13 protein-coding genes and 1 riboswitch are annotated in these 13,749 nt (G+C 67.6%); of the genes, 9 read left to right on the top strand and 4 right to left on the bottom strand.

Annotated elements, in window-relative coordinates; translation table 11 throughout:
- Positions 1–34: 34 nt before the first annotated feature.
- On the bottom strand, positions 35–466 hold the full coding sequence (locus BLQ28_RS14205; protein ID WP_093240278.1) for a type 1 fimbrial protein: 432 nt from the start codon (positions 464–466) through the stop codon (positions 35–37).
- A 171-nt stretch (positions 467–637) separates the two neighbouring features.
- Positions 638–1,315, bottom strand: a complete 678-nt coding sequence (locus BLQ28_RS14200; protein WP_093241673.1) for an FMN-dependent NADH-azoreductase — start codon at positions 1,313–1,315, stop codon at positions 638–640.
- Positions 1,316–1,447: 132 nt separating this feature from the next.
- On the opposite strand from BLQ28_RS14200, the gene BLQ28_RS14195 reads away from it, so the two are divergent.
- Positions 1,448–2,350, top strand: a complete 903-nt coding sequence (locus BLQ28_RS14195; RefSeq protein WP_176801120.1) for a LysR substrate-binding domain-containing protein — start codon at positions 1,448–1,450, stop codon at positions 2,348–2,350.
- 16 nt (positions 2,351–2,366) lie between these two features.
- Here BLQ28_RS14195 and BLQ28_RS14190 read toward each other — a convergent pair whose 3' ends face one another.
- The gene (locus tag BLQ28_RS14190) at positions 2,367–3,338 is read right to left on the bottom strand and encodes a LysR family transcriptional regulator (RefSeq protein WP_093240275.1); all 972 of its coding nucleotides are present in this window, start codon (positions 3,336–3,338) and stop codon (positions 2,367–2,369) included.
- A gap of 182 nt (positions 3,339–3,520) precedes the next feature.
- Between BLQ28_RS14190 and paoA the strand changes: the two genes are divergently transcribed.
- The 6 genes from paoA (at position 3,521) to BLQ28_RS14160 (ending at position 9,025) form a co-directional block, all read left to right on the top strand.
- The gene (gene paoA / locus BLQ28_RS14185) at positions 3,521–4,165 is read left to right on the top strand and encodes an aldehyde dehydrogenase iron-sulfur subunit PaoA (RefSeq protein ID WP_093240273.1); all 645 of its coding nucleotides are present in this window, start codon (positions 3,521–3,523) and stop codon (positions 4,163–4,165) included.
- A complete protein-coding gene (locus tag BLQ28_RS14180; protein WP_093240270.1) occupies positions 4,162–5,112 on the top strand; it encodes an FAD binding domain-containing protein in 951 nt (316 codons plus the stop codon). The genes paoA and BLQ28_RS14180 overlap by 4 nt, the downstream gene beginning before the upstream one ends.
- A 3-nt stretch (positions 5,113–5,115) precedes the next feature.
- The gene (gene paoC / locus BLQ28_RS14175; protein WP_093240268.1) at positions 5,116–7,314 is read left to right on the top strand and encodes an aldehyde oxidoreductase molybdenum-binding subunit PaoC; all 2,199 of its coding nucleotides are present in this window, start codon (positions 5,116–5,118) and stop codon (positions 7,312–7,314) included.
- A 46-nt stretch (positions 7,315–7,360) separates the two neighbouring features.
- On the top strand, positions 7,361–7,840 hold the full coding sequence (locus BLQ28_RS14170) for a (R)-mandelonitrile lyase (RefSeq protein WP_093240265.1): 480 nt from the start codon (positions 7,361–7,363) through the stop codon (positions 7,838–7,840).
- 87 nt (positions 7,841–7,927) lie between these two features.
- A riboswitch (yybP-ykoY riboswitch) is annotated at positions 7,928–8,106 on the top strand.
- A 6-nt stretch (positions 8,107–8,112) separates the two neighbouring features.
- A complete protein-coding gene (gene mntP, locus BLQ28_RS14165) occupies positions 8,113–8,682 on the top strand; it encodes a manganese efflux pump MntP (protein WP_093240262.1) in 570 nt (189 codons plus the stop codon).
- Positions 8,683–8,821: 139 nt separating this feature from the next.
- Entirely contained in the window at positions 8,822–9,025 is a 204-nt protein-coding gene (locus tag BLQ28_RS14160) for a hypothetical protein (RefSeq protein WP_093240259.1), read from the top strand.
- Positions 9,026–9,128: 103 nt separating this feature from the next.
- Here the strand turns inward: BLQ28_RS14160 and BLQ28_RS14155 are convergent, their stop codons facing one another.
- Positions 9,129–10,070: a LysR substrate-binding domain-containing protein gene (locus tag BLQ28_RS14155; RefSeq protein WP_093240256.1), complete on the bottom strand. Its 942-nt coding sequence runs from the start codon at positions 10,068–10,070 to the stop codon at positions 9,129–9,131.
- Positions 10,071–10,182: 112 nt separating this feature from the next.
- Here BLQ28_RS14155 and BLQ28_RS14150 point away from each other — a divergent pair, with 112 nt between their 5' ends.
- Both BLQ28_RS14150 and BLQ28_RS14145 read left to right on the top strand, forming a co-directional pair.
- The gene (locus BLQ28_RS14150) at positions 10,183–10,914 is read left to right on the top strand and encodes an FMN-dependent NADH-azoreductase (RefSeq protein ID WP_093240252.1); all 732 of its coding nucleotides are present in this window, start codon (positions 10,183–10,185) and stop codon (positions 10,912–10,914) included.
- Positions 10,915–10,960: 46 nt separating this feature from the next.
- Positions 10,961–13,729 (top strand): sensor domain-containing diguanylate cyclase, encoded by a 2,769-nt coding sequence (locus tag BLQ28_RS14145; protein WP_093240250.1) that lies wholly within the window; start codon positions 10,961–10,963, stop codon positions 13,727–13,729.
- Positions 13,730–13,749: the final 20 nt, after the last annotated feature.

Here is a 13,749-nt window from a genome sequence, read left to right as displayed (position 1 = left end):
CACGCCGCGCCTGGCACGGCGCGGCTTCAGTTGGTCAGTTGTAGCTGACCGTCACCATCGCGCCGGCCATGCGGCCGGCCGGTGGCAGGCCTTGCGGCTTGATCGACAGCGTGCCGCCGTCGAGGCCCACGTGCTGTTCGCCCGCCGGATCGAAGGTGTTTCGATGGCCCTTGGCGTCGGTGAATGCGGTGGCCAAGGGCAGGCCACCGAGTGCATCGACACGAACCCTGGCGCTGGGGCGGTCCACCCATTGCCGCAGGAACACCACCTCGGTGGTGCTTGCCGCAACCACGCGATGCGTGACTGCGGGCGCCTTGGCGACGACCCGCATTTCATACGGAGCGGCAACGATCTCTCCCGTGAAGTGAATCGTGCCGTCTGCAGCGTTGGCGCCCAACGATGCCGCACCCATAAACAAGAATCCCAATGTCGCGAACACGCGCGAACGAAGGTCATGCCTGGTCATTTCGAGCCCTTCTTTTCTCTCTCTTCTTGTGGCTCCCTTTTGTGTGCATTTGTAATGCACAGCCCATGACATCACAACGAAAGAGAGAGCACAAGGCGCATTTGCATACGCGTGGCGACATGCCCCGGCTGTGTTGTCAATTGCCCTCGCACTGTTGTCGCGAATTGCATTTCAGGCGTGCGCAGCCGACTGCAATTCATGCACGAGTGCATCGACACGCGCGAGTGCCGAAGCGATCGATTGATCGAGCAGGTCGCCGTGGTCTTCGGCATGTTCGATGGACACGCGGTGAAGCTCGTCGAGCCCGAGCAGCGCGAGCGGGGTCGCGACACCCGGCGTGAGCAGGTCCATGTGCGCCTGGAAGCCTCCGGGGCCGTAGCCGTTGCTGCCGCATGAAGTGAGCAGCACGGTGCGCCGCACGCGCTCGGCCAGCAGCGGCACATAGGGGTTCTCGCGGCTGCGATCGAAGTCGAAGGTGGCGCCGATGCGCACGACGTTGTCGATCCACGACTTCAGCGGCGCCGGCATGCTGAAGTTGTACATGGGGGTGCCGATCACCAGCACGTCGGCCCGGCGGATCTCCGCGATCAGTGCGTCGCTTTCGGCGAGCACGCCATGCATCCACGGCGCGCGCAGCGCCTCGGGCGTGTAGCCCGCCTCGATCCATTCGCCGGTGACTGTGCCGGGCGGCTTCGCGCCGATGTCGCGGTAGATCACCTCGTCTTGCGGACGGGTGGCCTTCCAGGCCGAGACAAAACGGTGGCTCAGGCGGCGCGAGTGCGAGCCGTGTTCGGTGGAGCCCGAAAGGCCGGGGCGGGCGCTGGCGTCGATGTGGAGCAGGGTGGTCATGGCGTGGTCCTCGGGTGGGTTGATGGGGTGAATGAAATTCATCTGACTGCTTGACACGGTTTGAAATTTATCCAAGCATCACAGCCGCCACAAACGACGTTTTCTTTGCTTTGCAGAAAAATTAATTCATCCATGGCCACCCTTCATTCATTGCCTCCGCTAGCGGGGCTGCGCGCCTTCGAAGCCGCCGCGCGGCACTGCAGCGCCAAGCTCGCGGCGAACGAGCTGTCGGTCACGCCCACGGCCATCAGCCATCAGGTGCGGCAGCTCGAAGAGTCGCTGGGGGTGCAGCTGTTCGTTCGCCAGCCGAGGCAACTGGTGCTCACGTCGCAGGGCCGGGAGCTGCAGGCGGTGTTGAGCGAATCGTTCAGTGCCATGGCCAACGCCGTCGCGCGGCTGCGCGCGCCGCCCGCGCGGCAGGCCATCACCTTGTCGACCACGCCGGCAGTTGCGGCGCGCTGGCTGCTGCCGCGCGTGAGCACCTTGCGCGCGCTGCATCCGCGGCTCGACCTGCGCATTCACGCATCGCACGAGGCGGTGGCGCTCGACGGCATCACGGCCGACATCGCCATCCGCTACGGCAAGGGCCAATGGCCGGGCCTCGTGGCCGAGAAGCTGTTCGACAACACCTTCGCGCCGGCCTGCAGCCCCGCGCTCAAGCTGCGTCGCCGCAGCGACCTGACGAAGCACACGCTGCTGCATTTCGCGCTGCCCGGCAGCAAGAGCCCGCCGGGTACGTGGGCCGAGTGGCAGCAGCAGGCGCAGGTGCCGGGCCTCGATGTGTCGGCCGGGCCGGTGTTCTCCGACGAAACGCACACCGTGTCGGCCGCGCTGCAAGGGCAGGGCGTGGCGTTGATGGGCCTGGCGCTGATCGCGGACGAGTTGCGCGCGGGCAATCTGGTGCAGCCTTTCGGGCCCGTGCTGCCCGGCCTGCCGTTCTACCTGGTGTGCCCGGAGGCGCGGCGCTCCGAGCCGGCCGTTGCGGCGGTGTTCGAGTGGGTGAGGGGGTTGTCGCCCCTGGGCGCGGCGGTTTGAAACTCGCGCGGCAGCATCACTGCCGCGGATGCGCCTTGCGCCCCTTCGCTTCGGCGGACTGCAGTTCCTTCGCCGTCAAAACGTAGGTCGTGTTGTTCACGAGGCGCTGCACTGCCAGGTCGATGAAGGCCCTGACGCGCGTGGGCTGCGCGACGCGGCTTCCGTAGTAAACGAAGGTGCTGGAGTGGTCGTCCACGTGAGGGGTCAGCAGCGGCACCAGCCGTCCGGCGCGGATGTGGGGCGCGGCGATCACGCCCGTCAGCAACCCGAGGACGTGTCCGGCCAGCACCGCTTCGGTTTCCAGCGCTTCGTCGTTGATGCACAGCGCTGGCACCACGTGATGCTCGAGTCGGGCATCTTCGACCTTCACGTACCACGGCAGCACCCTGCCGGTGCCCGGATGGCGAAAGGCGCTGCAGCGGTGGGCGGCGAGTGCGTTGAGGTTGTCGGGCGCACCGTGGCGGGCAAGGTACGCCGGTGCGCCGCAGATGATGAGCTGCGATGAAAACAGCTTGCGCGCGATCACGCCCTCGGCCGGCGATTGCCCCACGCGAAAGCCCACGTCCACGCGGTCTTCCACCCAGTTGCCGATGCGGTCGTCCAGGTGCACGTCGGGTTGCACGCCCGGGTACAGGCGGCAGAACTCGTCGAGCAGCGGCCACAGCACCGGAGCGAAGGTCGAGCGCGGACCGACGATGCGCAGCGGCCCGGCGACTTCGTCCTTGGCCTGCCGCGCCATGCTCAGGGCGCGCTGCAGGCCGACCAGCGACGGCTGCGCGGCTTCGAGAAACTGCCGGCCTTCGTCGGTGAGCGACATGCTGCGCGTCGTGCGGTGAAAGAGCCGCACGCCCAGGTGCTGCTCGAGCTGGGCCAGCGCCTGGCTCGCCGCCTGCGGCGTGATGCCCTGTGCGGCGGCCGCCTGGCGCAGGCTGCCGAGTTCGGCGGTCTTGGCAAAGGTCGCGATGGAGCGCAGTTCGTTGATGGGCATGGGCACCTCTTTCGCCGGCGATTATCAACAGCAACTTGCCAGTCCTTCAAGGTTGCGGGGTCTATTCGCGCCGGGGGCGCAGACCTACAGTCCGTTCTTGCCGGCCGTCCGGGCTGGCCAGCCACCTGCGCGTGGCGCTGTGCCCATGCAGCGCATGCGATCGACCAAGGAGCAGACGCGACATGACAACCCCCGATGAGTTCACGATTTCCCGGCGCTGCCTGCTGAAGGCGGGCGCGGCCACCGCATCGGTGCCGGCGCTGGTGACCGCCGCGCCGGCCATCGCTGCGCCGCCTCGCACTGCCGGCGACGCAGCGCTTTCGCCCGTGACGCTGAACGTCAATGGCAAGGTGCACCGCCTGTTGCTCGACACCCGCACGACCTTGCTCGACGCATTGCGCGAGCACCTGCACCTGACCGGCACCAAGAAGGGTTGCGACCACGGCCAGTGCGGCGCCTGCACGGTGATGCTCGACGGCCGGCGCATCAACTCGTGCCTGACGCTCGCGGTGATGCACGAGGGCGCGAAGGTGACGACCATCGAAGGCCTGGGCACGCCGGGCAAGCTGCACCCAATGCAGGCGGCCTTCGTCAAGCACGACGGCTACCAGTGCGGCTACTGCACGCCGGGCCAGATCTGCTCGGCCGTGGGCATGCTGAGCGAGATCGCGCAGGGCATTCCGAGCCACGTCACCGAAGACCTGGGCGCGAAGCCGCCGTTGTCGAGCGTCGAGTTTCGCGAGCGCATGAGCGGCAACATCTGTCGCTGCGGTGCCTACAGCAACATCGTCGAGGCGATCACCGAAGTGGCAGGGGTGAACGCATGAAGGCCTTCACCTACGAGCGCGCGGCATCGCCCGCGCAGGCCGTCGCGGCGGCCGCACGCGTGCCGGGCGCGCGCTTCATCGCGGGCGGCACGAACCTGCTGGACTTGATGAAGCTGGAGATCGAAACGCCCGCCCACCTGATCGACGTCAACGGCCTGGGCTTCGACAAGATCGAGGGCACGCCCGACAACGGCCTGCGCATCGGCGCGCTGGTGCGCAACACCGACCTTGCCGCGAACGAGCGCGTGCGGCGCGACTACGCCGTGCTGTCGCGCGCCTTGCTGGCGGGTGCCTCGGCGCAGTTGCGAAACAAGGCGACCACCGCGGGCAACCTGCTGCAGCGAACCCGCTGCCCGTACTTCTACGACACCTACCAGGCGTGCAACAAGCGCCAGCCGGGCAGCGGCTGCGCGGCCATCGGCGGTGTCAGCCGGCAGCATGCGGTGATCGGCGCGAGCGACGCCTGCATCGCGACGCACCCCAGCGACATGGCCGTCGCCATGCGCGCGCTCGACGCGAGCATCGAGACGATGCGCCCCGACGGCGCGCGGCGGACCATTCCCATCGCCGACTTCCACAAGCTGCCTGGCACCACGCCGAACGTCGAAACCGCGCTGCAGCCGGGCGAGCTGATCACGGCGGTCCAGTTGCCGAGCCCGGTGGGGGGCCGGCACGTCTATCGCAAGGTGCGCGACCGCGCGTCGTATGCCTTTGCACTGGTCTCGGTGGCCGCGATCGTGCAGCGCGACGGCTCGGGCCGCGTCGCATTGGGTGGCGTTGCGCACAAGCCGTGGCGCGTCGAGGCCGCCGAACGCGAGCTGCCGCGTGGCGCCAGGGCCACCACCGATGCGCTGCTCGCCGACGCCCGGCCGACCGCGCAGAACGCCTTCAAGGTGACGCTGGTCGAGCGCGCGCTCGATGCGGTGCTGACGGACGCGAGGAGCTGAGCGATGAAATTCGACACACCCGCGACCACCAACCCGATCGACCAGCTCAAGGTGATCGGCCAGCCGCTCGATCGCATCGACGGCAAGCTCAAGACCACGGGCACGGCGCCCTATGCCTACGAGCGTCACGATGTGGCGCCCGACGCGGCCTACGGCTATGTCGTCGGCTCGGCGATCGCCAAGGGCCGCATCGCGTCCATCGATGCGAGCCGCGCGAAGGCCGCGCCCGGCGTGATCGCCATCGTCACCGCCGAGAACGCCGGCAAGCTCGACAAAGGCCGCCTCAATACCGCGAGGCTGCTCGGCGGCCCGATGATCGAGCACTACCACCAGGCCATCGCGCTTGTCGTCGCGGAAAGCTTCGAGCAGGCGAGGGCGGCCGCGCAGTTGCTGCGCGTCGAGTACGTCCGGGCAGACGGCGCCTTCGATCTGGCCGATGCGAAAGACTCGACCGAGCGGCGCACCACCGACCGCAACAGCACCGTCGGCGATTTCGCAGGTGCGTTCGGCAAGGCCGAAGTGCGGCTCGACCAGACCTACACCACGCCCGACCACTCGCACGCGATGATGGAGCCGCACGCTTCGACTGCCGTGTGGCATGGCGACAAGCTCACGGTCTGGACATCGAACCAGATGATCGACTGGACCCGCTCCGACCTCGCGACGACGCTCGGCATTGCAAAAGACAACGTCCGTCTCGTGTCGCCGTTCGTCGGCGGGGGCTTCGGCGCGAAGCTGTTCCTGCGTGCCGACACCGTGCTGGCCGCCCTCGGCGCGCGTATCGCGCAGCGACCGGTGAAGGTGACGCTGCAGCGGCCGCTGGTGGCCAACAACACCGTGCACCGGCCGGCAACCATCCAGCGCGTGCGCATCGGCACCACGCGGCAGGGGCGCATCACGGCCATCGCGCACGAGAGCTGGTCGGGCAACCTCGTCGGCGGCAAGCCCGAGAACGCGGTGCAGCAGACGCAGTTGCTCTACGCTGGAGAAAACCGCCTGACCGGCACGCGGCTGGCGCTGCTCGACCTGCCCGAAGGCAATGCGATGCGCGCGCCGGGCGAGGCGCCGGGGTTGATGGCACTGGAAATTGCCATCGACGAAATGGCCGAAAAGCTCGGCATGGACCCGGTCGAATTCCGCGTGCTGAACGACACCCAGGTCGACCCTGCGAATCCGAACCGCCGCTTTTCGGAGCGCCGGCTCATCGAGTGCCTGCGCACCGGCGCACAGCGTTTCGGCTGGGCGCAGCGAAGCGCCCAACCCGCGCAGCGGCGCGAGGGCCGCTGGTGGATCGGCACGGGCCTGGCCGCGGCCTTTCGCAACAACCAGGTCATGAAGTCGGGTGCGCGCGTGCGGCTCGATGGGCGCGGCGTGGTGACGGTGGAAACCGACATGACCGACATCGGCACCGGCAGCTACACCGTCATCGCGCAGACTGCTGCGGAAATGATGGGCGTGCCGATCGACCGCGTGGTGGTGCGGCTTGGCGATTCGTCCTTTCCCGTGTCTTCAGGGTCGGGCGGGCAGTGGGGCGGCAACAGCGCGACGGCCGGCGTGTATGCCGCCTGCGTCAAGCTGCGCGACACCGTGTCGCAGCGCGCCGGGCTCGACGCGGCCACCGCGACCTTCTCTGATGGCATGGTGCGTGCCGGCGGGCGCAGCCTGTCGCTCGCATCGGTGGCCGGCGAGGGTGGCATCGTGGTCGAAGACACCATCGAATACGGCGACCTCACGACCAGGTACCAGCAATCGACCTTCGGCGCGCACTTCGTCGAAGTCGCGGTGGACGCCTTCACCGCCGAGGTGCGCGTGCGCCGGATGCTCGCCGTGTGCGCGGCGGGCCGCATCCTCAACCCCAAGTCGGCGCGCAGCCAGGTGATTGGCGCCATGACGATGGGCGTGGGCGCGGCCTTGATGGAAGAGCTGGCGGTCGATACGCGGCTGGGCTTTTTCGTCAACCACGACCTGGCCGGCTACGAAGTGCCGGTGCACGCGGACATCCCGCACCAGGACGTGATCTTCCTGGACGAAACGGACGTCATGTCGTCGCCCATGAAGGCCAAGGGCATCGGCGAGCTGGGCCTGTGCGGCGTCGGCGCGGCCGTGGCGAACGCGGTCTACAACGCGACCGGCATGCGGGTGCGCAACTACCCGGTCACGCTCGACAAGCTCATCGGCCACATGCCTTCGCTGGCTGCATGACATCGCCGTCCGCGCTTTTTCTTTTTCTTCTTCACACAACCACCCGATGAAATCCATCGCACTGACCGCCGTTTCCCTTTCCATGGCCGCGTCCGCGCTGGCGCAGCCCGACAACGACGGCCTGCAGATCGCGCGCAACGGTTCGCAGGCGTCGGCCAAGGGGCCGACCGACTATTTCACCGGCACCGTGCGGGTCGATCCGCTCTTTCTGCAGCCGAAGGCGCCCGCGCGCACGACCGGTGCCTATGTGACCTTCGAGCCCGGCGCGCGCACCGCATGGCACACGCACCCGATCGGACAAACGCTGATCGTCACCGCGGGCTTCGGCCTGGTCCAGCGCTGGGGCGACCCGGTGCAGGAGATCCGTCCGGGCGACGTGGTCTGGATTCCGGCGGGCCAGAAGCACTGGCATGGCGCATCGCCCACCACGGCCATGACGCACATCGCGATCACCGAACAGGAGAACGGCAAGGCGGTCGACTGGATGGAAAAAGTCAGCGACGCGCAGTACGGAAAACAGCCCTGAGCAAGCGGAGGAGCGCAAGCCAGGAACCCCTCGGCGTCCGGGGGCAACAGGGCGGGGCGTTGCGGGTGGGCCCTTAGAATCGCCGCTCCCTTGGGGAGTAGCCGGCTTCCGGACTTCGGAAGCGCTCACGTCAACATACTCGATTCGCACCTTGCGAACCGTGGCGTGAGCAACCGACAGGTTGGCGAGACCAGTGGTGCATGAACACGGCATTGGCCGGCGGGTTCGTGTGCCGCGGCGTCTTGAACCGGCCTTTCTTGCTACTTCCAACCATGAACATCGCTTCCACGATTCTTCTTGCATTCGCCATGTCGACGGATGCCTTCGCCGCTGCCGTCGGCAAAGGCGCGGCGCTTCGCAAACCTTCCTGGCGCGAGGCCTTGCGCACGGGCCTCATCTTCGGCGTCATCGAGGCCTTGACGCCTGTCATCGGCTGGGCGGCCGGCCTGGCCGCCGCCAGCTACGTCGCCCAGTGGGACCACTGGATCGCGGTCACGCTGCTCAGCGTGTTGGGCCTGCGAATGATCTGGGCAGGCTTCGGCGCGCCCGATGCGGTGGAAGACAAGCCCAGCCGCAATTCCTTCTGGACGCTGGCCATCACCGGCTTTGCCACCAGCATCGATGCCATGGCTGTGGGCGTGGGCCTGGCCTTCATCAACGTGAACATCGCCTGGACCGCGCTGGCCATCGGCCTGGCCACCATGGCCATGGTGACCATCGGCGTGATGATCGGGCGCGTGGTGGGCGCGGTAGTCGGCAAGCGCGCGGAGATCGTCGGTGGGGTGGTGCTGATCGGGATCGGCTTTCTCATCCTCTACGAGCACCTTGGCGCGGCGGCCTGAGCCGCTGCAAAAAGGTGGCAAGCCGGTCTCGTATTTGTTGTAATCCAAAGGTTATAGGTCCGGGCCTGAAAAATGCTCGGACCCTCTCGCGCACTTCCATACTGCCACCCGCGGAACAACAAGACAGACAAGGATCTCCATGGAGACGTACCCGACCCTGCGCCAGGCCACAGGCGTTGCCCGCATTCTCAGCAAGCGCTCGGCCTGCACCATCGTGGTCTACCGGCAGGGGGACGAAAAATTCGTGGCGGCGCATTCCGCCGATGCCGTGGACGGCACCATCGAAGCCGTGTACCGCGACGGGTATGTCGTGCCGACGCTCTTGAGCAAGACGACGCGCTGACGCACCGGGCGCTCCGGTCCAACGGACTTGCGGCCAAGCCTCCTTCGGGAGGCTTTTTCGCGTGCGCTTTTTTCGAGGGGCCGGTGCGGCCTGCCAGTGCACATCAGACGTTGCGTGCCTCGGGTGCCGCAGCCTGCGTGGCAATCCAATCCCACACGGCGCGAATCGCGGGCTCGTTCTCGCGTCCGTTCGCGGTGGCCAGGAAGTAGCTGCCCGTCTCAAGCGCGGGCCCGAAGGGTTGCACCAGCGCGCCGCTTCGCACTTCCTCGGCCGCGAGCGTGAGGCTCAGCAATGCCACGCCGTGTCCGCCGAGCGCGGCGAGCATCGCATGCGTCTCGTCTGAAAAAGACAGACCCGAGGCCTTCATCGCCCGTCCTCTTGGCGGTGCGATGCCGGCCTCGCGAAACCAGCGCGGCCAGACGGCCGGCGCCGTTGCCTGCGGCTGCCAGTCGCAATGGATCAACTGGTGCTTCGGCAGATCGGCTGTGCGCCGCAGGCCCAGCATCGGGCTGCACAGCGGCGCGTAGCGTTCGGACATCAGCTCGCGCGACACGAGGCCGGGCCAGTTGCCGCCGCCCATGCGCACCGCGATGTCGGCATCGCCGCGCGCAAGGTCGACCGACGTGTCGCTCGCATGCAGCCGCAGCTCGATGCCGGGGCAGGCTTCGCGAAAGGCCGCCATGCGCGGCAGCACCCATCGCGCGGCGAACGCGGTGTTGGTGGTCAGCGTGACGGCCTGCGATGCCGCAGGGCGGCGCAATTTGTCGACACCGGCTTCGAGCACGTCGAAGCCCGTGCGCAGGTCGTCGAACAGCCGCTGGCCCACGGGCGTCAGTGCGAGCTGCCGCGTGAGGCGGCGAAACAGCGGCTGGCCCAGCGTGTCTTCGAGCGCACGCACCTGGTGGCTGATGGCCGATGGCGTGACCGACAGCTCGAGTGCCGCGCGCTGAAAGCTCAGGTGCGCCGCCGCGGCCTCGAAGGCGCGCAGCGCCAGCAGTGGCGGCAATCGGCGGGGTTGCCGGGCAGATGAGTCAATCTCGTTCATGAGAGGAGAAATGATCGTTTGTGAATGCCTCGAAGCGTCTCTAGATTCAAGGCCTGCGCAGTCATTCTGACAGCGCGGCACAGAACAGATCAACTCACTCATCAAGACGCTCATGACTTTGAACCTTCTTCACATCGACGCCAGCGCCCGTCCGGGCCGTTCCGACACCGACGCACACGGCTCGCACACGCGCCGGCTTTCCGCGCGCTTCGTCGAGCGCTGGCACAAGGCGCGGCCGGACGACCGCATCGACTACCTCGACGTCGGGCAACAACCGCCCGCGCACGTCAACGGCCGCTGGATTCACGCGGCCTTCACGCCGCCGGCCGCGCGCGAGCCGTGGATGGCCGACGTGCTCGCCGAGAGCGACCGGCTGGTCGACCAGCTCATCGCCGCCGACGTGGTCGTGGTCGGCCTGCCGATGTACAACTTCAGCGCGCCCGCGCAGTTCAAGGCCTGGATCGACAACATCGTGCGCGTGGGCCGCACCTTCGGCTTCGACCGTTCGCGCGGCGCCGTGCCTTACTGGCCGTTGCTGGCGGAGGCGGGCAAGCGCGCGGTGCTGCTGGGCGCGCGCGGCGACCACGGCTACGACCCGGGCGGGCGCATCGCGCACCTCAACCACACCGAGAACAGCGTGCGCTCGGCGCTCGGCTACATCGGCATCACCGACGTCTTCGAGGCGGCGGTGGAGTCGGACGAATTCGGCGGCGAGCAACTGGCGCAGTCGATGCGCAAGGCCGAAGCCGCCGTCGATCGCCTCGTCGACGAGCTTGCCGGCACGGCGGCATGCAAGGCCGGTGCAGACACCGATCGCAAGCTCGTATATTCAGACGGACCTTGACGACGAAATCGGAGAAGATGGCGGCCCGGCCGCTTCAACGACATCGATGAATCCATCGGCTCCCTCGAAATTCCGCATCGGCTTGCACACGCGCCTGAGCCTGGGCGTCGCGGCGGTCGTGCTGACGGCCACCTTCGCCATTGCCACCGTCGCGCTGCATCTGGTCAAGAGCCGCATGCGCGCGTCGATCGCGGACGAGCAGGTGGCGCGCGTATCGGCCATCGCGGACGCCATCGACCAGAAGTTCAGCAGCCGCCGGATATTGCTGCAGACCTTTGGCGACAGCGTGGAAACGCAGGGCTTCGAAAACGCCGCACCGCTGCAGGAATTCCTGGAAAAGCACCCCGCGCTGAAGCAGGCCTTCGACAACGTGGCCTTCATCGACACCGACGGCAATCTGGTGGCCAACCAGAACGGCGCGCAGCAGATCGGCAGCGTCAACCTCAAAGACCGCGCGTACTTCCAGCAGACGGTGGCCTCGAAGGCTGGCGTCATCTCGCAGCCGTACCGCAACCGCCTGAACGGGTTGGCGCAAGTCGCCATCACCGAGCCGGTGCTCGACAGCGCGGGGCAGGTGCGGTTCGTGATCTCCGGTGCCATCAATCTGAAAGACCGCAGCATCCTGGGCAAGCTGGCCGATGTCCGGTTCGGCAAGACCGGCTACCTGTTCATCACGACCACCGACGGCATCGTGGTCGATCACCCGCATGCCTCGCGCATCCTGAACCACATCCGGGCGGAAGGTGGCGGTGCGCCGGAAGTCATCCGCGCGATGGCCGGTTTCGAGGGCGCGAGCGAGGGCATCGACGAGGGCGGCGTGCCCGGCCTCTATGCCTTCGACCGCACCGAGCAGACGAACTGGATCGTCGGGGCCATGTACCCGCGCGCCGAGGCCTTCGCGCGGCTGGATGCCATCGAGCGCGGTGCCTGGCTTGGGGCTTTGCTGCTCGCGCTATCGGCGGGCGCGCTGGCGCTGGGCGTGGTGCGGCGTCAGCTGCGGCCGCTGGACGATCTGCACCGTCACATGCAGTTCGCCCAGGACGCGCCTTCGGAAGTGGTGGCGCCGCGCACCTACGCGCAGGACGAGATCGGCGACCTCTCGCGAACCTTCGACGAACTGATGGCGCAGCGGCGCGCCAGCGAAGTCAGCCTGGCGCACAGCGAGGCACAGGTGCGGACCATCGCCGACAACATCCCCGCGATGGTGTCGCACGTGGACGCGTCGCTGCACTACACCTTCGTCAATGCGCACGTGAGGACGCTGCACAAGAACGCGCAGCTGGTCGGGCGGTCGATGCCCGAGGTTCGCGGCGCGAAAGACTTCGCCACCGTCGAGCCGCATTTCCGGCGCGCGCTGGCCGGCGAGACCGTCATCCTCGAGAAGACCGGCGACCCGTCGCTGGGCATCGGCAACCGCACCTTCAAGGCCCACTACATCCCCGACATCGACGCCGACGGCGTGGTGCAGGGCGTGTTCTCGATGACCTTCGACATCACCGAAGAAGTCAACATCCGCAAGGCCCTGACCGAGCAGGAGAAGCGGGTGCGCGACGTGACCGACAGCATCCCGGCGCTGGTCGGCTACTTCGACCGCGACCAGAACTGCCTGTACGGCAACAGCCGGGCGCGGCAGATGGCGGGCGTGGGCGACGGCTCGCTGCAGGGCCTGACGTTGCGCTCGGCGCTGGGCGACGCGATGTACGCGCAGCACGAGCCCTACCTTCCGATGATGTTCAGCGGCCAGAAGGTGCGCTTTCCGGTGCACGCGCCGATGCATGGCAAGGAAGGCTACTTCCAGGTCAACCTGATTCCCGACAAGAACCTGCAGGGCGAGGTGCTGGGGTTCTATCTCATGACCTTCAACATCACGGCGCTGAAAGAGGCCGAGCTGCACCAGGCCGAGAGCGAGCTGCGCCTGCGCACCATCACCAACAGCATGCCGGCGCTGATCACCTACATCGACCGCGAGGAAAAGATCACCTTCGCCAACGCCACCAGCCGCGAGTGGCTGGGGCTCGATCCGTCGCAGGTGCTGGGGCGCCACGTGCAGGACGTGGCGGGCGCCGACGTGTATATCTCGCGCAAGGCCATGATCGCGCGGGCCCTGGCGGGCGAGCGGGTGGAGTTCGAGGCGCGCACCCAGCGCAAGGGGTTCGAGCGCATCACGCAGGTGATCTACGTGCCCGACACCCGCGCCGATGGCGTGACGCATGGCATCTTTTCGCTCGCGCTGGACATCACCGCGCTGAAGGTGGTGGAGCACAAGCTCATCGAGTTGGCGCGGCTCGACACGCTCACCGGCCTGCCGAACCGGCTGGCCTTCAACGAATACCTGCCCGACGCGGTGCTGCGCGGGCGGCGCACGGGCCACGCGCTGGCGTTGATGTTCCTGGACATCGACCACTTCAAGCGCATCAACGACACGCGGGGCCATGCGGTGGGCGATGCCGTGCTGGTCGAATACGCGCGGCGGCTCCTGGGTTGCGTGCGCGGCACCGACATGGTGGCCCGGCTCGCGGGCGACGAGTTCGTGCTGGTGCTCGAGAACCCGAGCACGCCGGAGGCCGTGGCCGGCGTTGCCGAAAAGATCGTGGCGCGGATCAACGCACCGGCGTTCGAGGTCGATGGGCAGCGCATCGAGGTCACGACCAGCGTCGGCATTGCGTTTCTCCGGGCTGCCGATTCGTCCGTCACCGCTGCAGAGCTGCTGGCGCGGGCCGATGCGGCGCTCTACAACGCCAAGGCGCAGGGGCGCAACCGGTTCGAGTTCTTCATGCGGGTGGTGCAGGCCGATCCGGCCACCGAGAGGCATTGAGGCCGGCTGCGGCCGGCGCG

The organism is Variovorax sp. EL159 (assembly GCF_900100965.1).
Lineage (GTDB): Bacteria > Pseudomonadota > Gammaproteobacteria > Burkholderiales > Burkholderiaceae_C > Variovorax.
Note: the sequence above shows the minus strand (reverse complement) of the source record. Positions and strands in the feature narration are given on the sequence as shown.